This is a genomic window from Pelagerythrobacter sp., from assembly GCF_041912895.1.
Taxonomy (GTDB): domain Bacteria; phylum Pseudomonadota; class Alphaproteobacteria; order Sphingomonadales; family Sphingomonadaceae; genus Pelagerythrobacter.
In genome coordinates this window covers 349,831-370,804 of sequence record NZ_JAYSGI010000001.1, presented here as the reverse complement: position 1 = coordinate 370,804, position 20,974 = coordinate 349,831, and the positions used below count along the sequence as shown (strand labels likewise).

The 20,974-nt window shown below is 67.1% G+C and carries 24 protein-coding genes; 9 read left to right on the top strand and 15 right to left on the bottom strand.

What is annotated here, in order from left to right:
- Positions 1 to 56 precede the first annotated feature (56 nt).
- Positions 57 to 1,205, top strand: coding sequence for an alpha-hydroxy acid oxidase (locus ACE3QC_RS01945; protein ID WP_374405417.1), 1,149 nt, complete (start codon positions 57 to 59; stop codon positions 1,203 to 1,205).
- Positions 1,206 to 1,225: 20 nt separating this feature from the next.
- Positions 1,226 to 1,867, top strand: coding sequence for a peptidylprolyl isomerase (locus ACE3QC_RS01940; RefSeq protein WP_374405416.1), 642 nt, complete (start codon positions 1,226 to 1,228; stop codon positions 1,865 to 1,867).
- Between the two features lie 3 nt (positions 1,868 to 1,870).
- On the opposite strand, the gene ACE3QC_RS01935 is transcribed toward ACE3QC_RS01940, so the two are convergent.
- Positions 1,871 to 3,079 carry a GGDEF domain-containing protein gene (locus ACE3QC_RS01935; RefSeq protein WP_374405415.1) on the bottom strand — a complete coding sequence of 403 codons (1,209 nt, stop codon included), beginning with the start codon at positions 3,077 to 3,079 and terminating at the stop codon, positions 1,871 to 1,873.
- Positions 3,080 to 3,167: 88 nt separating this feature from the next.
- Positions 3,168 to 4,028: a glycoside hydrolase gene (locus ACE3QC_RS01930; protein ID WP_374405414.1), complete on the bottom strand. Its 861-nt coding sequence runs from the start codon at positions 4,026 to 4,028 to the stop codon at positions 3,168 to 3,170.
- Here ACE3QC_RS01930 and ACE3QC_RS01925 point away from each other — a divergent pair.
- Both ACE3QC_RS01925 and ACE3QC_RS01920 read left to right on the top strand, forming a co-directional pair.
- Complete coding sequence (locus ACE3QC_RS01925; protein WP_374405413.1) at positions 4,012 to 4,302, top strand: type II toxin-antitoxin system ParD family antitoxin; 291 nt, start codon at positions 4,012 to 4,014, stop codon at positions 4,300 to 4,302. The two genes, ACE3QC_RS01930 and ACE3QC_RS01925, sit on opposite strands and share 17 nt — an antisense overlap.
- Entirely contained in the window at positions 4,299 to 4,595 is a 297-nt protein-coding gene (locus ACE3QC_RS01920) for a type II toxin-antitoxin system RelE/ParE family toxin (protein WP_374405412.1), read from the top strand. The genes ACE3QC_RS01925 and ACE3QC_RS01920 overlap by 4 nt, the downstream gene beginning before the upstream one ends.
- Positions 4,596 to 4,634: 39 nt before the next feature.
- Here ACE3QC_RS01920 and sdhA read toward each other — a convergent pair whose 3' ends face one another.
- From sdhA to sdhC, 3 genes are read right to left on the bottom strand one after another with little or no spacing between them, the layout of a single operon-like run.
- Entirely contained in the window at positions 4,635 to 6,455 is a 1,821-nt protein-coding gene (gene sdhA / locus ACE3QC_RS01915) for a succinate dehydrogenase flavoprotein subunit (RefSeq protein WP_374405411.1), read from the bottom strand.
- Positions 6,455 to 6,847: a succinate dehydrogenase, hydrophobic membrane anchor protein gene (gene sdhD, locus ACE3QC_RS01910; RefSeq protein WP_374405410.1), complete on the bottom strand. Its 393-nt coding sequence runs from the start codon at positions 6,845 to 6,847 to the stop codon at positions 6,455 to 6,457. Before sdhD ends, sdhA begins: the two co-directional genes overlap by 1 nt.
- Before the next feature lie 11 nt (positions 6,848 to 6,858).
- On the bottom strand, positions 6,859 to 7,239 hold the full coding sequence (gene sdhC / locus ACE3QC_RS01905; protein ID WP_374405409.1) for a succinate dehydrogenase, cytochrome b556 subunit: 381 nt from the start codon (positions 7,237 to 7,239) through the stop codon (positions 6,859 to 6,861).
- 106 nt (positions 7,240 to 7,345) lie between these two features.
- Here sdhC and ACE3QC_RS01900 point away from each other — a divergent pair, with 106 nt between their 5' ends.
- The 3 genes from ACE3QC_RS01900 to ACE3QC_RS01890 are packed head-to-tail and all read left to right on the top strand — an operon-like array spanning position 7,346 to position 9,622.
- On the top strand, positions 7,346 to 8,056 hold the full coding sequence (locus ACE3QC_RS01900; protein ID WP_374405408.1) for an SDR family NAD(P)-dependent oxidoreductase: 711 nt from the start codon (positions 7,346 to 7,348) through the stop codon (positions 8,054 to 8,056).
- The gene (locus ACE3QC_RS01895) at positions 8,046 to 8,957 is read left to right on the top strand and encodes a 50S ribosomal protein L11 methyltransferase (RefSeq protein WP_374405407.1); all 912 of its coding nucleotides are present in this window, start codon (positions 8,046 to 8,048) and stop codon (positions 8,955 to 8,957) included. The genes ACE3QC_RS01900 and ACE3QC_RS01895 overlap by 11 nt, the downstream gene beginning before the upstream one ends.
- A complete protein-coding gene (locus ACE3QC_RS01890; protein WP_374405406.1) occupies positions 8,930 to 9,622 on the top strand; it encodes a DUF2459 domain-containing protein in 693 nt (230 codons plus the stop codon). Before ACE3QC_RS01895 ends, ACE3QC_RS01890 begins: the two co-directional genes overlap by 28 nt.
- Positions 9,623 to 9,626: 4 nt before the next feature.
- Here the strand turns inward: ACE3QC_RS01890 and ligA are convergent, their stop codons facing one another.
- Genes ligA through recN form a run of 6 tightly spaced genes read right to left on the bottom strand, consistent with a single transcriptional unit; the run spans position 9,627 to position 15,951 of the window.
- Entirely contained in the window at positions 9,627 to 11,810 is a 2,184-nt protein-coding gene (gene ligA / locus ACE3QC_RS01885; protein ID WP_374405405.1) for an NAD-dependent DNA ligase LigA, read from the bottom strand.
- Positions 11,776 to 12,078 carry a type II toxin-antitoxin system RelE/ParE family toxin gene (locus tag ACE3QC_RS01880; RefSeq protein WP_374405404.1) on the bottom strand — a complete coding sequence of 101 codons (303 nt, stop codon included), beginning with the start codon at positions 12,076 to 12,078 and terminating at the stop codon, positions 11,776 to 11,778. Before ACE3QC_RS01880 ends, ligA begins: the two co-directional genes overlap by 35 nt.
- Positions 12,065 to 12,346 (bottom strand): type II toxin-antitoxin system prevent-host-death family antitoxin, encoded by a 282-nt coding sequence (locus ACE3QC_RS01875; RefSeq protein WP_374405403.1) that lies wholly within the window; start codon positions 12,344 to 12,346, stop codon positions 12,065 to 12,067. Before ACE3QC_RS01875 ends, ACE3QC_RS01880 begins: the two co-directional genes overlap by 14 nt.
- 31 nt (positions 12,347 to 12,377) lie before the next feature.
- On the bottom strand, positions 12,378 to 13,274 hold the full coding sequence (locus tag ACE3QC_RS01870; RefSeq protein WP_374405402.1) for an alpha/beta hydrolase fold domain-containing protein: 897 nt from the start codon (positions 13,272 to 13,274) through the stop codon (positions 12,378 to 12,380).
- A 21-nt stretch (positions 13,275 to 13,295) separates the two neighbouring features.
- On the bottom strand, positions 13,296 to 14,285 hold the full coding sequence (locus ACE3QC_RS01865) for a restriction endonuclease (protein WP_374405401.1): 990 nt from the start codon (positions 14,283 to 14,285) through the stop codon (positions 13,296 to 13,298).
- A gap of 1 nt (position 14,286) precedes the next feature.
- On the bottom strand, positions 14,287 to 15,951 hold the full coding sequence (recN, locus tag ACE3QC_RS01860; protein ID WP_374405400.1) for a DNA repair protein RecN: 1,665 nt from the start codon (positions 15,949 to 15,951) through the stop codon (positions 14,287 to 14,289).
- A 128-nt stretch (positions 15,952 to 16,079) separates the two neighbouring features.
- Between recN and ACE3QC_RS01855 the strand changes: the two genes are divergently transcribed.
- Positions 16,080 to 17,225, top strand: coding sequence for a diguanylate cyclase (locus tag ACE3QC_RS01855; protein ID WP_374405399.1), 1,146 nt, complete (start codon positions 16,080 to 16,082; stop codon positions 17,223 to 17,225).
- Between the two features lie 7 nt (positions 17,226 to 17,232).
- Here ACE3QC_RS01855 and ACE3QC_RS01850 read toward each other — a convergent pair whose 3' ends face one another.
- The 4 genes from ACE3QC_RS01850 to proB form a co-directional block, all read right to left on the bottom strand.
- Positions 17,233 to 18,036: an outer membrane protein assembly factor BamD gene (locus tag ACE3QC_RS01850; protein ID WP_374405398.1), complete on the bottom strand. Its 804-nt coding sequence runs from the start codon at positions 18,034 to 18,036 to the stop codon at positions 17,233 to 17,235.
- An 85-nt stretch (positions 18,037 to 18,121) separates the two neighbouring features.
- A complete protein-coding gene (locus tag ACE3QC_RS01845) occupies positions 18,122 to 18,484 on the bottom strand; it encodes a DUF86 domain-containing protein (RefSeq protein WP_374405397.1) in 363 nt (120 codons plus the stop codon).
- Positions 18,484 to 18,780 carry a nucleotidyltransferase family protein gene (locus tag ACE3QC_RS01840; protein WP_374405396.1) on the bottom strand — a complete coding sequence of 99 codons (297 nt, stop codon included), beginning with the start codon at positions 18,778 to 18,780 and terminating at the stop codon, positions 18,484 to 18,486. Before ACE3QC_RS01840 ends, ACE3QC_RS01845 begins: the two co-directional genes overlap by 1 nt.
- Positions 18,781 to 18,853: 73 nt before the next feature.
- Complete coding sequence (proB, locus tag ACE3QC_RS01835) at positions 18,854 to 20,002, bottom strand: glutamate 5-kinase (protein WP_374405395.1); 1,149 nt, start codon at positions 20,000 to 20,002, stop codon at positions 18,854 to 18,856.
- A 178-nt stretch (positions 20,003 to 20,180) separates the two neighbouring features.
- Between proB and ACE3QC_RS01830 the strand changes: the two genes are divergently transcribed.
- Positions 20,181 to 20,969, top strand: coding sequence for a pyrroline-5-carboxylate reductase family protein (locus tag ACE3QC_RS01830; protein ID WP_374405394.1), 789 nt, complete (start codon positions 20,181 to 20,183; stop codon positions 20,967 to 20,969).
- Positions 20,970 to 20,974: the final 5 nt, after the last annotated feature.

Genomic DNA, 20,974 nt, shown 5'->3' with positions numbered 1-20,974 from the left:
AACATGAAGCGCGGATGAATATTGGTTCATCTCCATGTCGCTGGTAGAGCCACGTCATGCGTTTGTCCGGCTGCCACAACATCGAAGACCTGCGGCGGCTGGCGAAAACGCGGCTGCCGCGGCCCGTGTTCGACTACATCGACGGCGCGGCGGACGACGAAGTCACCAAGGCGCGCAACACCGCCGCATTCGACGAGGTCGACCTCGTGCCCGACGTGCTCGCGGGCGTGGCGGAAATCGATACCGGGTGCACGATCATGGGGCGGCGCAGCGCCCTGCCCCTCGTGCTCAGCCCGACCGCGCTCCAGCGCGTGTTCCACTGGCAGGGTGAACGCGCGGTCGCCCGCGCGGCGGAGAAGTTCGGGCTGTGGTTCGGCATCTCCAGCCTCGCCACAGTGAGCATCGAGGAGATCGCCGCGCTCGTCTCCACGCCCAAGCTGTTCCAGCTCTACGTCCATAAGGACGCCGGGCTCAACGCCGCGATGATCGAGCGATGCAAGGCCAGCGGCTTTGACGCGCTGGCGCTGACCGTGGACACGATCGTCTCGGGCAAGCGCGAGCGGTGCCAGCGCAGCGGCTTCACCACCCCGCCCCGTTTCACGCCGTCGGCCGTGTGGTCCTACGCCACGCGACCGCGCTGGGCGCTCGACTACATGCTGCGCGAAAAGTTCCGCCTGCCCAATCTCGACACCCATGTCAGCGAAGGCACCGGCAAGGCGGTATCGATCGCCGAGTATTTCAACACGATGCTCGACACCGCGATGGACTGGGACACTGCCGCGCGCATCCGGCAGGATTGGAGCGGCACGTTCTGCCTCAAGGGCGTGATGAGCGCCGGCGACGCGCGCCGCGCGGTCGAGATCGGGGCCGACGCGATCATGGTCTCCAACCACGGCGGCCGCCAGCTCGACGGCAGCCGCGCGCCGTTCGACCAACTCGCCGAGATCGTCGATGCCGTGGGCGGCGAGATCGAGGTGATCTGCGACGGCGGCGTGCGGCGCGGCACGCACGTGCTCAAGGCGCTGGCGCAAGGGGCCACAGCGGCCTCGGGCGGGCGGCTCTACCTCTATGCCCTCGCCGCCGCCGGGCAGCCGGGCGTCGAACGCGCGCTGGAATTGCTGAAGGACGAGATCGAGCGCGGCATGCGGCTGATGGGCGTAACGCGCCTGGACCAGTTGAATCGCGCAATGCTGCGGCGGCGGTGAAACTGCGGCATAGTCCGCCAATGCTCAAACGATTCGCCGCGCTCGCCCTGCCCCTCTCGCTCGCCACCGCCGCCGCCGCGCAGGTGGTGCCGCCGCCGGTTACGACGGACGAACCCGAAACCGTGCTCGTCGTGCTCGAGACTACGATGGGGGACATCACCGCCGCGATCGAGACCGAGCGTGCGCCGGTCACCGCGGCCAATTTCCTGCGCTACGTCGACGAAGGGCGGCTGGACGGCATCGTGTTCTACCGCGCGATGCCGCTCGCATGGGGCGACCAGCCCAACGGACTGATCCAGGCGGGCACGCAGCACGACCCCAAGCGCGTCCTCCCCCCGATCGCGCACGAGCCGACCAGCGAGACCGGCGTGCTCCACGGGCGGGGCGCGCTCTCGATGGCGCGCGACGCCCCGGGCACCGCGACCGGTGATTTCTCGATCATGCTGCAGGAACAACCCGGCATGGACGCCGATCCGGCCTCCGACGATCCCGAGCTGCGCGCCGGCTACGCCGCGTTCGGCCACGTGGTCGAGGGGATGGAGGTGGTCGAGGCGATCCACGCCGCGCCGACCGATCCCGACAAGGGCGAAGGCTGGATGAAGGGCCAGATGCTGGCCGAACCGGTGAAGATCGTCGAAGCCCGCCGCGTCCTGGAAGAATAGCCGTCAGGCCGCTTCGGTGCTCGTGCGCGGCGCGGGCGCGGCGAACAGGCTCAGCCGTTCGGCGATCAGCCGGTTCCGCCCGCCGCTCTTGGCATCGTAGAGCAGGCGGTCGGCGGCGGCATAGAGCTCCGCGAAGGCCAGATTGGCGAGCCCTTCGCGCGGCAGCTCGACCAGCCCGACGCTGGCGGTGACCACGCCCGGCAACCCGGGAATGTCCGCCGCGACCCGGCGCGCGATGGCTTGGCGGCGCGCCTCGACGCGTCCGCGCGCGTCGTCGCCGCGCAGCAGCAGGATGAACTCCTCCCCGCCCATGCGCGCGGCGAGGCAATCCTCGTCCGGCGCCAGCGCGGCGGCGACCGCGCGCAGCGCCTCGTCGCCGCGCAAGTGACCGAAGGCATCGTTCACGCGCTTGAAGTGGTCGAGATCGACCACCGCGAGGGCGCTGAACCCGACGGCGCGCAGCTCCGCGAAGCGCGGCTCGATCGCACGCCGGTTGAGCAACCCGGTCAGCGCGTCGCGCTCGGCCAGCCGGCCGAGGTCCTGCGCCTGCCGCTGCGCGCTGTCGCGCTCGTCGCGCATCTGCAGCGCGGTCCGCTCGTAGGCGATCGAGAGCGCGAAGGCTCCGCTCGCCGAAGTATGGACCACGGCGATCACGAGGTGGAACGGCAGCGTTCCGCCGAGCGGGAAATAGGTGGTCAGCCCGTCGAAGAAGGCGATCCCTTCGATCACGCGCATCCCGAACGAAAGCGCCATCACCGCGTAGGCGGCGACGAGGCCGTGGCTCGAGAACGAGGCGGGCGCACGTTCGCGCCAGAAATGCCACGCGATCGCGCTCGCCTGCGCACCGAGGATCACGTTGACCAGCGCGAACACCGTACCCGCGCCGAAGGCCTGTGGCAGCGCGAAAGCGCCGATAACCGCGCAGGCGGGCAGCCACACCGGCATCCATCCGGTCGGGCTCGCGGTGAACAGGTGCGCCGCACGCCAGCGCAGGCCGAACCCGATCGCCAGCAAGGTGTTGGGAATTGCGATCAGCCACGAGCGTTCGCCGGGCAGCGTGATGAACAGGAGCAGCGCCAGCGCGAGCACGAGATTGGCGGCGATCCACGCCGGCCACCAGTTCTCCCGACGCCGCGCGTAGGCGGCGAGAAAGCCGAGCGCCATCACCAGCAGGATGATCGCGTTCGCTCCGAATAGCGTGAATACGTCCACGACGTCACACCCGCCCCCCGGCAGGTCCCCTTCCTTGCGCAATGACGCCAGAGTGAGCCGATAAACTTAAGAAACCACGAAGCGGCGGCTAGCAAACCTCCGCCGTGTTCTCGGGCATCGGCCCGGGCGGCACGCGCGCCGGGTGGCGGTAGAACGGATCGGCGGCGAGGCGGTGGCGCGCGCCATAGGCCTGCTGCAAGGTCGCGGCCAATCGCGGATCGTAGGCGACAAGATCGTCGTGGTTCAGTATCCGGCGTCCGTCGAACACCGCCAGCCGGTTGGAATTGAAAAAGAACTGCGTGCCCTCGGCCCAGTACTCCTGCACCGTCGTGCTCGCGTATTCGTCCTTCCACAGCCCCTCGGCCAGCGCGCTTTGGTACGCCCGTTCGACCTCGGCGTAGAGCTCCGGGTCCGCGATGCGGATCGCGTCGAGCACGTTGTGGGCGAATTCGTGGACGAGGATCGTCTCGCCGTAATAGCGGCTGGTGGGCTTGCCGAGCACGTCCTCCTCCGCGCCGACGGTGTAGATGCCGCCGATCCCGCGCACTCTCGCGTTCCAGTATTCGCGCGCAGTGAATTGCCCGATCCGCTCGTCGTAAAGCTTGCGCTCGCAGCGGGTCAGGCGCGGGTCGTCGCGCGCGGGCTTGGTCCAGTGCGCGTTTTCCGGCAGGTCGGTGATCGCCTCGTCCTCGCCGAGGATCGCCACGCGATACCCCTCGCGCGCGAGCGTCGCCGCAAGGTCGGGCCGGTGCGCGAGCATGTCCTCGATCATCCGGCGCGCCTCGATCAGCGCGCGGCTTTCCACCCGCGCCGACGCCACCACCGGGATGCCGTCGGCATCGAGATACTGCGAATAGAACTGGTCGATTTCCAGCGCCTCGGGCGGAGCCGACGGTCCGGCGGCGCACGAGGTCAGTGCGATCAGCGCGAGAATGGAGGGGGTTCGCATTGAAGGGGTTACCAATATTTGCTATATCCGTCGCATGCCAGCGAAAACCACCTCGATCGCCCTGGGCGAAAAGCTCATGGAATATACCCGCCGCAAGGTCGAGTCCGGCGAGTTCGGCTCGACCAGCGAGGTGATCCGCGATGCGCTGCGGATGCACGAAGAACGCTCCATGTTCCGTTCGAAATTGCTCGATGCGATCGACGAAGGGCTTGCCAGCCCGCTGGTCGAATTCGATGCACGATCCTGGATTGATCGGCATTATCCTGAAGGATGACGCGCCAGCTTCGATACCACTCGACCGCGCAACGCGACTTCACCAATCTGGCCGACCGTTCGGAACGGGAATGCGGCAACGCACGAACACGCCGCTATCTCGATGAAATCGAACGCACCATCCGAAGCATCGTTGAAAATCCCATGCTGGGCCATGATGCCCAACTTCCCCATGTAGATCTGCGACGAGTGACGGCAGGCCGGGACGTGATTTTCTTTACGTTCAACGATCGGGAAGTCCAGATCGTCCGCATTCTGCATGATCGGATGGATTTCGAGGGACGGCTCAAATAGGTTGCCGGGCTGAACCGGCGAAACCGCGTCCCCACCCAATCAATACACCCGCTTCTTCGGCTTGATGTACTCCGCGTCGTCGGTCAGCGTGTATTCGTGGACCGGGCGGTAGTCGATCTTCACCGCGCCGCCCTTGCCGCCCCAGCCTTCGAACCATGCCGCGGTGTGCTTCATCCAATTCGCGTCGTCGCGCTCGGGAAAATCCTCGTGCGCGTGGGCGCCGCGGCTTTCCTTGCGGTTTTCCGCGCTGGCGATGGTCACGTTCGCCTGCGCCATCAGGTTGTCGAGTTCCAGCGTCTCGATCAGGTCGCTGTTCCAGATCAGCGAGCGGTCCGAAACGTGGATGTCCTCCATCCGCTTGTTCGCCTTCTTCAGCAGGTCGACGCCTTCGGACAGCAGCTTGCTGTCGCGGAACACCGCGGCGTGCTTCTGCATGTCCTTCTGCATCTCGGCGCGGATTTCCGCGGTCGGCGAACCGCCCTTGGCGTTGCGGAAATGGTCGAGCCGGGTCAGCGCGAGCTCGGCGCCGTCCTCGGGCAACTCGTCGTGCGCCGTGCCGGGCTTGATGATTTCTTTCAGGCGATGCCCGGTCGCGCGGCCGAACACCACGAGATCGATCAGCGAGTTGGAGCCGAGGCGGTTCGCGCCGTGCACTGAAACGCACGCCGCCTCGCCCACCGCGAACAGGCCGGGCACGACCGTCTCGGGATCGCCGTCGGGCCCGATGGTCACGACCTCGCCGTGGTAGTTACAGGGAATGCCGCCCATGTTGTAATGCACGGTGGGCGTCACCGGCAGCGGCTGGCGCGTCAGGTCCACCCCGGCGAAGATCTTGCCGCTCTCGGTGATGCCCGGCAGCCGCTCGGCCAGCACCTTGGGATCGATGTGATCGAGGTGGAGGAAGATGTGGTCCTTGTCCGGGCCCACGCCGCGCCCTTCGCGCGTCTCCAGCGCCATCGAGCGGCTGACGACGTCGCGGCTGGCGAGGTCCTTCGCGCTCGGCGCATAGCGCTCCATGAAGCGCTCGCCCTCGGAATTGGTCAGGTAGCCGCCCTCGCCCCGCGCGCCTTCGGTGATGAGCACGCCCGCGCCGTAGATGCCGGTCGGGTGGAACTGCACGAACTCCATGTCCTGCAGCGGCAGGCCGGCGCGCAAGACCATGCCGCCGCCATCGCCGGTGCAGGTGTGCGCGCTGGTCGCGGTGAAGTAGCAGCGCCCGTAGCCGCCGGTCGCCAGCACCACGGCCTTGGCGCGGAAGCGGTGGATCGTCCCGTCGTCGAGGCACATCGCCACCACGCCGCGGCACGCGCCGTTCTCCATGATGAGATCGAGCGCGAAGTATTCGATGAAGAAATCCGCGTCGTACTTCAGGCTCTGCTGATAGAGCGCGTGGAGCATCGCGTGGCCGGTGCGGTCGGCGGCCGCGCAGGTGCGCTGCACTGGCGGGCCTTCGCCCATGTTCTGCATGTGCCCGCCGAACGGGCGCTGGTAGATCGTGCCGTTCTCGTTACGCGAAAACGGTACGCCCGCATGCTCGAGCTCGTAGACCGCCTGCGGCGCCTCGCGCACCATGTATTCGATCGCGTCCTGATCGCCGAGCCAGTCGGACCCCTTCACGGTATCGAACATGTGCCACTGCCAGTGGTCGGGCGTGTTGTTGCCCAGCGAAGCGGCGATCCCGCCCTGCGCGGCGACGGTGTGCGAACGCGTGGGGAAGACCTTGGTGATGCAGGCCGTCTTCAGGCCCGCCTCGGCCGCGCCCATCGTGGCGCGCAGGCCCGATCCGCCCGCGCCGACGACCACCACGTCGTAAGTATGGTCGACGATCGTGTAGGCGGGTTTGCTGGCGGCGTCGGCCATCAGGCGGTTCCTCCGGAAGCGAGGGCAAGTCGGGCGACGCACAGCAGGCCGAACGCGCCGCCCGCGATCGCCGCGAGATTGATGAGAGCGAGCACGGCGAACTTGTTGCCGGCGGTGTGCACGTAATCCTCGAACAGCACCTGCAGGCCCAGCCGCGCATGCCAGAACGTGCTGACGATCAGCAGCGCCATCGCGGTGGCGGGCACCGGCTGCGCCAGATAGCCGCTGACGGTCGCGTAGCCGAGATCGGGCAGCAGCACGATCGAGCCGACCAGCCACAGCACCAGCACGAGGTTGCCGATCGCGGTGAAGCGCTGGAGCAGCCAGTGATGCGGCCCCTCGTGCGCCGAGCCCAGTCCGCGCACGCGGCCGAGGGAAGTTCCGTTGCCCATGTCCAGTCCCCTCAGCGCAGCAGGATCGCGGCCCAGAACGCCGCGGTAAGAACGATGCCGATGATCGGCGCCGCGGCCGACCAGAACCTGTTGACGCCCAGCTCGTAGCCCGCGCCCATGTCCAACACGAAGTGCCGCAGGCCCGAGGCCATGTGGCTGAAGAACGCCCACGACAGGCCGACGAGGACGACATAGCCGATCGGGCTCGTCATCACGCCCGCGAACGTCTCGTATGCCGCCGGGCCGCTCGCCAGCGCGCCGAGCCACCACAGCAGCACGCCCAGCCCCACGAACGCGAGCCCGTCGCCGGTCACGCGATGGAGGATGGAGGCCGCCATGTGCGGGCCCCATTTCCAGATGCTGAGGTGTGGTGAAAGCGGTCTGTCGGCCATGGCGTGTCCGTTCGTCCTTCGATTTGCGCCCTCCCTTAGCGCAATGGCCCGGCGAGACAAGGCGTGCGGCCTCGACTTCGCGCGCAAAGTTTCGGATAGGCGGTGCATGACATGCATCCTCGTCACCGGCTCCAGCCGCGGCATCGGCGCCGCGATCCGTCAGCAGCTCGAGTCGCGCGGCTCGCACGTGATCGGCCACGGCAGCGCCGCGCACGATGAAGCGACCATCGGCGCCGACCTCACCGAGCCGACCGCGCCGCAGATGCTGTGGCAGGAAGCGCTCGAGCGTGCGGGCGGCGAGATCGACGTACTGGTGAACAACGCCGGGCTGTTCGCAGCCAGCCCGCTCGACAGCTCGGACATCGAATGGCTCGATGCGTGGGAGGACACGCTGCGGATCAACCTCACCTCCGCCGCACAGCTCAGCCGTTTCGCCGTGCGGCACTGGCGCGAGCGCGGCAAACCGGGCCGCATCGTCCACGTCGCCAGCCGCGCCGGCCATCGCGGCGACAGCCCCGCGCACTGGCACTACGCCGCCGCGAAGGGTGGCATGCTGGCGCTGCACAAGACCATCGCCCGTGCCTACGCCGGGGACGGCATCTGCAGCTTCGCGATCACGCCCGGCTTCACCGACACGGCGATGGCGGGCGACTACCTCGCCAGCCGCGGTGGCCCGGGCCTGCTCGCCGACATCCCCCTCGGCCGCGTCGCCGAACCTGAGGAAATCGCCCGCATTGCCGTGTTCTGCGCGCTCGACGCCCCCGAAAGCATGACTGGTGCGACCATCGACGCCAACGGGGCGAGCTATGTCCGGTAGCTGGAAGCTCACCGCTTTCGCGGGCAAGCCGGTGATCCAGGCCGCGCTGGTCGCGCAGGAGGATGCGCCGGAGTGGGATCACGAAGTCGTCCTCGCCGGGTTCGAACTGGCGGACGACCGGCCCGACGACTGGCGGCTCGACGCGTACTTTCCCCGCAAGCCGACCAAGGCCGACCACGCGATGGTCGCCGCGCTGTTCGCGGGCGCGGCGCCCGAACTCGCCGCCGAGAAGTTGCCCGACACCGACTGGGTGACCGAGAGCCAGCAGGGCGTCGAGCCCATCCGCGCGGGTCGCTTTCACGTCCACACGCCCGAGCATCCGGCCAGCGGCGAACCCGGTACGGTCAGCTTCGCGATTCCCGCCAGTCAGGCGTTCGGCACCGGCCAGCACGCCACCACCGCCGGTTGCCTCGCGATGCTCGATGCGATGAAGCGGCGCGGGGTGATCGTGCGCAACTGCACCGATATCGGCACCGGCACCGGCCTGCTCGCCTTCGCCGCGCTGGCGCTGTGGCCGCGCGCGCTGGCGACCGCGAGCGACATCGACCCGGCCTGCGCGGGCGTGGTGGCGGACAACGCGGCGCTGAACGGTGTCTCCCTCGGCGGTGGGCGCGGCGAATTGGCGATGACGATCGCCGACGGAATGGACGATCCACTGCTCCAGGCTCGCGCGCCCTACGATCTCCTTATCGCCAATATCCTCGCCGGACCGCTGGTCGATCTCGCGCCCAGCTTCGCACCCGCAATCGTGCCGGGCGGGCATCTGCTGCTCGCCGGGCTGCTCGAGACGCAGGAACCCCGCGTACGCGCCGCCTGCCGGCGCGCGGGCTTCCGCCTCGCCGCGCGAATGGTCGACGGCGACTGGTCGATCCTGTGGCTGCGCAAGCGCACGCGGCCCTGAAACGCGCCGCGCCGATCGCGGGCAAGGCGCTCGCGTGGCTGGCGCTGATCGTCGGCCTGTTCATGGCGTTCGCCTGGATCGGCTCCTCGATCCCGCGCAACAGCGAGTGGGAAGAACCAGAGCGCGGCGTCCCGATCATGGTCGAGACCAACGGCGTCCATACCGCGATCGTCATGCCGCTGGTCGACCCGGTGAAGGACTGGCGCGTCGACTTCCCCGCCAGCGACCTGCCCGCCACCGCCGCCAGCCGCCCCTACACCCATATCTCGGTCAGTTGGGGCGAGCACGAGGTGTTCCTCAACACCCCGACCTGGGCCGACCTGTCGCTGCCCACCGCCGTCAATGCCGCGACCGGGGGCGACGGCCTGCTCCACATCGCCCACTACGTCCGCCCCGCGCCGAGCGACAGCGCGCGCGTGCTGCGCCTGCGCCCCGCCGAATACGCCCGCCTCGTCCGCCGGATCGAGGCGCAGGTCCGCCCGCCCGCGCGCCGCACCGTCCACGCCGGCTATGCCGACTGGGACGTGTTCTACGAAGCGCCGGGCACCTACCACATCGGCAACACCTGCAATCAATGGACCAGCGACACGCTGGCCGCCGCGGGTGTGCGCACGGGCTGGTGGACCCCGTTCGCGGGCGGCGTGATGAAATGGGTGCCGCGCTGATCCGTCAGCCCGCCGCTTTCACGATCTCCGCCCACGCCGCCTCGTCGATCACCTCGATGCCAAGGTCGGCGGCCTTCTTCAGCTTGCTGCCCGCGCCCGGCCCGGCGACCACCAGATCGGTCTTCGCGCTCACCGAACCCGCCGCCTTCGCGCCCAGTCGTTCGGCCTGCGCCTTGGCCTCGTCGCGACTCATGGTTTCCAGCTTGCCGGTGAACACCACCGTCTTGCCGGAGACGGAGCTTTCGCGCGTCTCGACCTCGTAAAGCGGCGGATCGACCTCGCGCAGCAGATCGTCCCACACCTCGCGGTTGTGATCCTCGTGGAAGAAATCCGCCAGCGCGTGGCCAACGGCGATGCCGATGCCGTCGGCGCGGACCTCGAACACGGCCTTCACTGCCTCGACCATCCGCGTGTTGAACGGGCTTTCCTTCTCGCCTTCGGCCCGCGGATTGTCCTTGCGATAGGTCGCGAACTCGGCCGCTTTCTCCGGCAGGCGGCGGATATCGCCGAGCCCCTTCAGCAGGTCGCGCGCGGTCACCGCGCCGACGTGGCGGATGCCGAGGCCGAACAGCAGCCGCGCGGCATCGGGCCGTCGCCGCGCCTCGATGCTCGCCAACAGGTTGTCCACAGACTTGTCCTGCCAGCCTTCGCGCCCGACCAGTTCGGCGCGATGGCGCTCGAGCCGGAAGATATCGCCCGGCCCGCCGTCCAGCCAGCCGAGCTCGAGGAATTCGGCGATCGTCTTCTCGCCCAGCCCCTCGATATCGAGCGCGCCGCGGCTGACGAAATGCTTGAGCCGCTCGAGCTGCTGCGCCTCGCACACCAGCCCGCCGGTGCAACGCACGTCGACTTCGCCTTCCTCGGCCACCGCCTCGCTGCCGCACACCGGGCAGCGATCGGGAAACGCATAGGCCTTGCGCTGCGCATCCCGCGTGAGGTTCTCGACCACCTGCGGGATCACGTCGCCTGCCCGCTGGACCTTGATCCGGTCGCCCGGCCGCACGCCCAGCCGCGCGATCTCGTCGCGGTTGTGCAGCGTGACGTTGGTCACCGTCACCCCGCCGACCAGCACCGGCGCGAGCCGCCCCACCGGGGTCAGCTTGCCCGTGCGCCCGACCTGGATATCGATCGCCTCCAGCGTCGTCTCGGCCTGTTCGGCGGGAAACTTGTGCGCCAGCGCCCAGCGCGGCGCCTTGGCGACGAAGCCCAGCCGCGCCTGCCAGTCGAGTCGGTCGACCTTGTAGACCACGCCGTCGATCTCGTAGCCGAGCGCCCCCCGCCCCTCGCCGATCGCACGATAGTGCGCGAGCATGTCGTCCACCGTCTCGCACAGTTTCAGGTCGGGACTGATCGGCAGGCCCCATCGGCCGATCGCCTGCATCACCGCCATCTGCGTGTCGCCCGGCAGGGCCGAGGCCGCGCCCCAGCCGTGCGCCCAGAAGCGCAGCGGGCGGCTGGCGGTCACGCTCGCGTCCTTCTGGCGCAGCGATCCGGCGGCGGCATTACGGGGGTTTGCGAACTGGCGGATCCTGGCGGGATCGAACTCCTCGCCTTTCGCCGCGGCCGTCGCACGCCCCTCCTCCATCAGCCGCGCGTTCAAGGCCACGAACGCCTCGCGCTCCATGTAGACCTCGCCGCGCACCTCGAACACGTCGGGCGCCTTGCCTTTCAGTTCCTGCGGAATATCGGCGATATGCGCGACGTTGGCGGTCACGTCCTCGCCCACCTGCCCGTCGCCGCGCGTGGCCGCGCGCACCAGCTTGCCGTTCTCGTAGCGCAGCGAGCACGACAGCCCGTCGATCTTGTCCTCGGCGGTGAACGCCAGCGGCTCACCCTCGCCGAGATTGAGATAACGCCGCACGCGCGCGGCGAACTCGGCCACCTCCTCGTCGGCGAAGGCATTGTCGAGGCTCATCATCCGCACCTCGTGCGTCACCTTCGACAGCGGCGATGCGGCGACCTCGTGCCCCACCGCGCGCGAGGGCGAATCCGCGCGCACCAGATGCGGAAACGCCGCCTCCAATTCGGCATTGCGGCGCACCAGCGCATCGTATTCCTGATCGGTGATCTCGGGCGCATCGTCGGCATGATAGAGCCGGTTGTGCCGCGCGATCGCCTTCGCCAGCCGCATCAGTTCGTTGGCGGCTTCGGCTTCAGTTACCGAGCTTGCCAAATTCGCGGATCGCATTCTTGTAAGCCTCTTCGCGGTCGCGTCGGCCCACGGCCAGCACGAGTATAACCAACACGTCGTCCTGCACCTGATAGACCAGTCGCAATCCCGATGAACGCAGTTTCAGCAGATAGGCGTCCGGAATTCCTCGAAAGGCATCGCCGGGAACATGGGGATTGCGCCGACGCTCGTCGAGCTTGCGCGCGAACTGGCGCTTTTCCGCGTGGCCCAGTTTCTCGAAAGCCCGTGCGGCGCGCGGGCGGAACTCGACTTCATAGATAGGCATCGAGATCGAGCTTCACGTTCTCGCCATCCTCGTCCAGCGCGTCCTGCGCCTCGCGCAGCAATTCGCGATCGGCCAGAACATCCTCGATGAACGACCATACTTCGGGAGAAACGATGTATCCCACCGGCCTGTTGCGGCTGAGGATCGCCACCTGCTGTTCGCGTGCCGCCGCGATCACCGCCGCTGGATTGCGCTTGAGATCGGTCACGCTCACGCCGACATCGGCGAGGATCGGCACGATCGAGTCCAACTTGGAGGGCTTGTTCATGACCTTTGAATAGGTCTTTCAAATGGTCTCGTCAACGTGCGCCGCGCAGCACCGCCAGTATCGCCGCTTCGTTCGCGGTGTAGGTTTCGGTGCCGGGCGTGAGGATCTCGAAGTGGCTCGCGCCTGGGTTCTCGCGGATTTCCAGCCCGGTGCCGTTTGCGCGGATCGCGGCCTGCACCGGCTCGGGCGCGGGCGGGAGGATCGCCTGGACGAACAGCAGTTCCTCCAGCTCCGGCGCGTGCTTGGCGGGCGCGATCGCGGCGTAGCGCGCGGGCGTGTCCGCCGGGCTGCCGCCCATGAACGGATCGACCGAGGAAAACTCGCACAGCGCATCGAACGCCGCGCGCTCGGCGCCGACGTCGGCCGGGCCATCGAACACGAGCGCGGCGCGCGCCTGCACCGGCGCGCGCGCACCCACCGGCCCATCGTCGCCCTGCCGCGTCGCCAGCCACTGCGCGGGCAGCGCGCCCGCCGAATGGCCGACCAGCGTCACTCGCTCCCGGTCGATCGGATAGTCCTTCGCGACCTGATCGATCAGCTTGGCCGCAGCCGCCCAGTCCTCGAACGAACCCGGCCACCCGCCCCCGTCGCCGACCTCGCGATAATCGACGTTGAGCGTCGCGATCCCTTCCTGCTGCCACCGCGTCGCGAGCGGCGACATATAGGCCTGGTTCGCGATCCCCGCCTTCCAGCACCCGCCATGGAAGATCACCGCGAGCGGAAACGGCCCGTCACCCGCCGGCACCCGCAACTCGGCAAACCCGCGCGGATGATCGGCATAGCGAAGGATGGCGTCGGGCGTTGACGGCGCGAGATGCATATCCGCCGCGAACATGTCGCCGCTGGCTGCGGCGATCGGGGCGCTGCCTTCTGTCGGCGTACATCCAGCCGCCATCAGCAGCGCGATCCCGAGCGTGACATGCTTCATAATTCCATCCAAAAAAGGTCGTTATGCTGGCCAGTAAATTTTGGTAAGCGGGAGAAGGCGTCGACCATCTTCATCTATCTGATCATACTGCTCAATCAACGCGTGAGCGAGCTCGTCCAGCGTCATTAGATGCGTAACAGTCGATGCCCGCTCGGCTTCATAATGGGCGTCGCGGCTGAAACCGCCAGTGCTGACGTAGAGCCCTCGGTCATCTTGATGCCGACCGCCTAGAAAGCTGCGGATTTCTTGCGCTCCCATCTGATCGCGCCGATGCTTCACTTCCACTACGATCCGAGGACGTTCAAATCCAAAGCCGTCCCGGGAAGCAATGATATCTTTGCCGCGATCAGGCCCGGCGGGCGAAATCTGTGTTCGATAGCCTAAAGCTCTCAAGAGGGACGCTACGATTTGCTGCATTTCGTCCCAATCTAAACGCAACAGCCGATCTTTAACCCGCTCTATTGCTTGTTCTTCAAGACTTTCGAATGGATCACTAGCATCATCCAACGCAAGTGCTTCATCGGTGTTAGGTTGCGCGTGAACATGTCCTCCCTCAGCCAACGCCTCTAGTTCCACGACTGCCGAATGAGCCACCTTGAAGAGCGTTAAGATCGCTCCAAGCCGGCCTCTAGCTGCCTGCGAAAGGTCGTCGCGTGATACTGATGACTTCCATTCCACCGACCTTTGAACTGGCAAAGCAGGAATTTCGCGTGGACGGAATATGGGAGACCCCTTCACAACCCCTATGTGATATAGTCGCGTCTCTGGCGCATACGTCAAAATTGAATCGCCGATACTGACTTCTGTTAGAAACCGCCAAATCTGACCGGAACTTACTTGCTTTTGTTTTTCGGTCTGTTCTGGCGAGGCTGCGCTAATCAGCTTGTAAACCTCATCGTAGGAGCGCGCATCGGAGTAATCGCCTGCTTCTCGCCATCCAATCGCGACAACATTACGTTCGATAAAATCATCGGCAAGTGCACTTCGCCTTCCCGCATTCACCTTCCACATCCTAAACCCCCTCCAGCAACCTGTCGGCCTGCGCCCGCGCTTCGGGCGTCACTTCGGCCCCGCTGAGCATGCGCGCGATTTCTTCCTGTCGCCCGGTGTCGTCGAGCAGGCGGACTGAGGTTTTCGTGACGGTGCCCTCGCTTGACTTGGCGATCAGGTAGTGCGTGCGGCCCCGTGCGGCGACTTGGGGGCTGTGGGTGACCGCGAGCAATTGCCCGCCGTCGGCCAGCCGCGCGAGCCGTTCGCCAATCGCGCTGGCGACCGCGCCGCCGACGCCGCGGTCGATCTCGTCGAAGATCACCGTCGCCGCGCCGCCCTGTTCGGCGAGCGCGACCTTCAACGCGAGGATGAAGCGCGACAGTTCGCCGCCGCTGGCGATCTTGGCGAGCGGGGCGAAATCGGCGCCGGGGTTGGTCGCAATGAGGAATTCCACGCCGTCCATCCCGCTCGCGCCCCAGCGATCCTCGGGCAGTTCGGTCACGGCGGTGCGGAACCGCGCGGCGTCGAGCTTCAGCGGCGCGAGTTCGCCCGCCACCGCCGCATCGAGCCTTTTCGCCGCCACTACTCGTGCATCGTGAAGCTTGCCCGCCCGCTCGCGGTATCGCGCCCCGGCGGCTGCCGCCGCTTCCTCCAGCGCGTCGAGCTCGGCTTCCCCGCCTTCGATCTGGTCGAGCGCGGCGCGGAATTCGCGCATCTTGTCGGGCAGTTCGTCCACCTCGCAGCGATGCTTGCGGGCCAGCGCGCGCAAGTCGAACAGGCGCGTTTCCGCCGCCTCCAGCGCGGCGGGATCGTGGACCAGCGCTTCGGCCGCGGCCTCCAGCTTCTCTTCCGCTTCGCCCGCCTCGATCACCGCGCGGTCGAGCGCGGCGAGCGCTTCGGCCAGCAGCGGGTGCTCGGGCGCGATCCGGTCGAGCCGCCGCGCCGCCACCCGCAGCGAGGCGAGCGGCGAATCCGAACCGTCCCACACGTGGCGCAGCTCCTCCAGGTCGCCCGATAGCCGCTCCCTCTTCTGCATCGCCGCGCGCGTTTCGGCGAGGCGCGCTTCCTCGCCCGCTTGCGGCTCGAGCGTGGTGAGCTCGGAAAGGTGCGCGAGCAGCAGGTCCTGATCGGCCTTCGCCTGCTCGATCGCCTTGCGCGCCGCGCCCAGCCGGGCCTCCGCCGCGCGCCACGCCTCCCACGCCGCGGCGACCCCGGCGGTATCCGCCCCGGCATAGCGATCGAGCAGCGCGCGGTGGCCGCGCGGGTTCACCAGTCCGCGATCGTCGTGCTGGCCGTGCAGCTCGACCAGCGCGGGCGCGAGCGCGCGCAGCAGCCCGGCGCTGACCGACTGATCGTTGACGAAGGCCTTGCTCCCGCCGTCGGCCTTCACCTGCCGTCGGATCATCAGCGGTTCGCCCGGCTCGATCTCGATATCGGCATCGTCGAGCGCCTCGGCGATCACGCCCGGCAGCGCGGCGAATTCGAAGCTCGCCGTCACGCTCGCCCGCGCTTCGCCGCTGCGCACCAGCATCGTTTCCGCGCGGTTGCCGAGCACGAGCCCCAGCGCATCGAGCAGGATCGACTTGCCCGCCCCCGTCTCGCCCGTGAGCACGCCGAGACCGCGCCCGAAATCAAGATCGAGCGCCTCGATCAGCACGACGTTACGGATGGCCAGGCGGGTCAGCATTCGCCGCGTTTCCTAGCGCAGCCCCGCGCGCGTGTCAGCGGGCAAAGCCATGCGATTCATCACCAGCGAATTAACCGATGTTTAGCCTCGACCCGTTATGCGCGCCCTCGGGACGGTAGGGGGCGAGGTTGCGCAATCGGCTCGAAGCACTGATAATTCCCGATCTCCCGCCGGAGATCCGGGACGATTTCCTCGTCAACGCCGCGTGCGAGCTGCAGCGCCAGGCGCCGTGGCTGCTCGCGGCGATGACGATCAATTCGATCATCGCCATGCTCACCGCCAGCCCCAACGTCGGCTGGTTCGTGCAATATGGGCTGCCCGGAGCGATGGCGCTCTATTCGCTGCTCTCGATCGTTTCGCTGCGGCGCAACCTGCACTTTGCCGAAAAGCCGCGCCGGGCCGCCAATTTCCTCGTCCAGAGCACCGTTTCCTCGTGGTTCGGCGCGCTGATCTGCACGAGCTGGTGCGTGCTGAGCTGGCTCAACTCGCCGGTCGACGCGCGGATGCATTTTCCGATCATCCTGATCGTCGGCGCGCTGGCGAGCGCCTATTGCCTGTCGAACGTCAAGGTCGGGGCGATGGTCACGCTCGCGCTCGACATGCTGCCGATCGCCGCCCTCATGATCTTGTTCGGCAACGCGGTGGAGATGGCCGCCGCGATCAGCCTGCTGCTCGCTGGCGGCTTCCAGTTGCGCATGGTCGATTCGCACAACGCCCGCATGGTCAACCTGCACCGCCTGCGGCACGACGCGCAGCGCCAGGCGCGCACCGACGCGCTGACCGGGCTCAGCAACCGCCGCGCGCTGCTCGACGAGGCGCAGGCGATGGGCCGCGACGGCGCGGCTTTGCGGCTGATGCTGATCGATCTCGACCATTTCAAGGCGATCAACGACCGCCACGGGCACGACATGGGCGACGATGTGCTGCGCGCGATCGGCGCTCTGCTGCGCCGCCATGACGGCGGCCCCGCCGCGGTCGCGCGGATCGGCGGCGAGGAGTTCGCGATCGTCGGGCCGGCGGACGAGCTGCCCGCGGGTCTGCCGTTGTCGATCCTGGCCGAGATTTCCGGGCATCCGATGCCGCATGGCCGCCCGGTCACCGCCAGCATCGGCGTGGCCGACGGCCCGGCCTTTGCCGACGAGCACTGGCGCGCGCTGTTCGCACGGGCCGATGCGGCACTCTACACGGCGAAATCGGCGGGCCGGAACAGGATGGCGGAAGCTCCCGAGGCCGCCGCGTCACAGGCAGCATCGCCGCGAGCGATCGCCGCCTGAGCGAAGGTCAGCTCGCAGTCACGCCCGCCGCGTGGTCCTGCACCAGATCGTAGGCCTTGTCGTACCACTCGTTGCCCGGATAGTTCGCGCCGAGCACGGCGGTGTACTTGACCGCTTCCTGCGGGATGCCGAGCGCGAGGCTGGTTTCGGTCAGGCGATAGAGCGCCTCGGGCGCGTGGGTGGTCGTCTGGAAGTTGTCGACCACGTTCTGGAACCGGATCTGCGCCGCGAGCCACTTGCCCGACTGCTCGTAGAACCGGCCGATCTCCATTTCCTTACCCGCGAGGTGATCGTTGACGAGGTCGAGCTTGAGCCGCGCGTCCGCCGCGTATGCGGTCTGCGGGAAGCGGCGCACAACCTCGTTCAGCGCGGTGCGCGCCTGCTCGGTGATCGCCTGGTCGCGATGCACGTCGCTGATCTGCTCGTAATAGCTGAGCGCGATCAGGTAATAGGCGTAGGGGGCATCCTTGTTGCCCGGATGGATCGACAGGAACCGCTGCGCGGACTGGATCGACTTGTTGTAATCTTGTGCGACGTAGTAGCTGAAGCTGCTCATCAACTGCGCGCGGCGCGCCCAGGGCGAATAGGGGTGCTGGCGCTCGACCTCGTCGAACAGCGCGGCCGCGAGCGTCGCATTGCCCCGATCGAGCCGCCGCTTGGCTTCCGCATAGAGCGTTTCCACGTCGCGCGCGACGTAGGCGGTGTCCTCGGGCCCTCCGCCGCGCCCGGCGCAACCGGCGGTGAGAACGGCCGCCGCACATGCGGTGGCGGCGAGAGCGAGCTTGAGCGGCGAACGCGGACGACTGATCATGGCCCGGGCCTATAGCCCCGCCCTCGCTGAACGCCAAGTGAAGTTGGCGGCGGCTCCCCCAGGCGATTTCACTTGCGCAGCCGCGTTAGAGGCCGCCATCCCGGCTTTCTTCGTTTCGACAACGCGCCGCTTCTTCGACAACCATGACCTTGATCGGCCGCAGGCTCATCGCCGCCTGCCAGACCAGCCGGGCGTCGACCCCGAAATAATCATGACTGGCGAAGTTGCGGAACGTCGCCATCTCGCGCCATGGCAAGTCCGGGTGCCTTGACTTGAGTGCGTCGGGCAACCGCTTGCTGGTTTCGCCGATCATGGCGAGGCGGTATGTCAAAGCGTCGTAAGCCTCGTCGTTCGCCACGAGTTCTTCGAATGTCCGGCCGTCGACCGATTTTTCCGCGCGCGCGATCAACAGTGCGAGGTCGTCCAATGTATCCGCGAGTTCTGCCATCAGAAGATTCGGACCATCTCGCCCTCAACGCGCGCCCGCAAGCGGGGGCGCAACCCAGCACGGGACACCAGATCGACTTTGGCGCCGAGTTCGTCGGAAAGTTCCAGCATGGCTCCAGCCTGATCGAACAGGCTGAAATTGCGCGACGTGTCGTATTCGTAAAGCAAATCAAGATCGGATTCATCGCCGGCTTCGTCCCGGGCGGTGGAACCAAAAAGGTAAAGTGCCCTGATGCCCCGCTCGCGCAAGCGGCGCTCCATCGGCTTCAACCGGACTATCGCTTCGGCCCTGTTCATGACCGCATCATGCATCAGCGGAGCACATGGCGCAATTTCCTCTAATCGTGCGCCTCCGCTGCGATTGCAGGCGTCAGGCCTGCGCCATCCCCGCCGGCGCATCCCACAGCAGGTGGCGGGTTTCGAGCATCACCAGGTTGTTGGCGCGGATCACTTCGCCCTTCGTCTTGTACCCGAGCAGCCGCTCGGCCGGGGCGTCGGGGTTGACGATCATCACCCGCAGTTCCTCGGACGTGAAATCGCTCAGCCCGCGCGCGCGCTCGACGCCATCGCTGTCGTAGAGGTGCAGCACGTCGCCGCGGGTGAAATCGCCGTCCATCGCAACCACGTCCTCGCGCTGGATCGAGCGCTTTTCGGTCACCAGCGCATCGGCCAGTTCCTTGCTGACCTCGATGCTGCCCGCCATCTGCAGGCGGTTCGCGATCCAGCTGTCCTTACCCGACAGCGGATTGGGATGCGGCAAGCACTTGGTGCAGCGCCGTTCGCCCGATAGCACCATCGACAGCGGCCGTTCGTGCTCGCCGTTGGCGATATACGTCGTGCAGCCCGCTTCCTGCGCCATGTTCGCGGCCTTGAGCTTGGTCGTCATGCCGCCGGTGCCCAGCGTGGACTTGCCAGTGGTCGCCGCCATGTAGGCGCCGACGTCCTCGACCTGTTCGACGAGTTGCGCGCCGGGTTCGTCGGGATTGCGGTCGTAGAGCCCTTCGACGCAGGTGAGGATGACGAAATCCTTCGCGCCGACCATCTGCGCGACCTTGGCCGCCAGCCGATCGTTGTCGCCCACGCGGATTTCCTCGGTGGTGATCGAATCGTTCTCGTTGACGATCGGCACCACTCCCGCTTCGAGCAGGCGGTGGACGGTGTTGCGGGTGTTGAGAAAGCGGCGGTGATGCTCGAAGTCGCTCAAGGTCAGCAGCACCTGGGCGATCTCGAAACCGTATTCGTGGCCGACCTGCTTGTAGGCGTTGAGCAGCAGCGGCATCCCGCAGGCGGCGGCGGCCTGCTTGTCGCTGACCCCGGCGTTTTCCGGCGTCTCGCCCACGATCCTGAGGCCCAGCGCGACTGCTCCCGAGGAGCACAGGATCACGTTGTAGCCCTCGCTGCGCAGCCGGGTCACATCTTCCAACAGCCGCTGAATGAAGCCGAACCGCGGTGTCAGCAGGTCGGAGTTGGCAAGCAGCGCGGAACCAATTTTGACGACAATGCTTCGCTTCTCAGACACGGTAATAAAAATCCATTCCTTGAAAATTTCCGTACGCTACGTAGATAGTAATTGTGCACTGCACAACCGGCGATCCGAAAAAAGTTTGCTGGCGCGGGAAACGAGGGGTAATCGCCTATTTTCTGTCGAGAGCACAGCAGCGCATCGGGATTTATTTGATGACGATAAGAGGTTAGGTTTGCAATTCAATCACATACTTATGATCGGCTGCGGCAAGATGGGTGGCGCACTGCTGAAGCACTGGTCGAATGGGAGCGAGGACTTCACGATCGTCGATCCCGCGCTCGATAAGGCGCCCGCCGGCGCGCGACTCGTCAACGATGCCGAGGCGTTGGGCGAGGACAAGTTCGATGTCGTGATCGCCGCGATCAAGCCGCAGATGATCGACGACATCCTGCCCGGGCACGCGCACCGGCTCGCCGAGGGCGGCTACGTGCTATCGATCGCGGCCGGGTGCTCCACCGATCGCCTCGCCCGCGCGATGAACGACGCCCCCGTCGTTCGCGTGATGCCGAACCTCCCCGCCGCGGTCGGCCAGGGCGTCAGCGGCCTCTATGCCGCCGCCGATGCCGACAGCGACCAGCTCGCGCACGCCCGCGCGCTGATGGAGCGTGCCGGCAGCGTCGTCGTCGTCGACAGCGAGGACAAGCTCGACCGCGTGACCGCAGTCGCCGGCTCCGGCCCGGGCTACGTGTTCGAGATCGCGCGGGCCTATGTCGCCGCTGCCGAGGATCTCGGCTTCACGCGCGAGGAAGCGCGTACCATGGTGCTCGGCACGATGGCCGGCACGGTCGCCATGGCGATGGAAGACGATGCCGACGATCTCGGCAGCTTGCGCAATTCGGTCACCAGCAAGGGTGGCACCACCGCCGCGGGGCTCGCCGCGCTCAACGGCGGGGACGAGCTTTCGCGCCTGATGCGTGCTACCTTGCAGGCGGCCTACGACCGGGCGGTCGAGCTGCGCTGAATTTC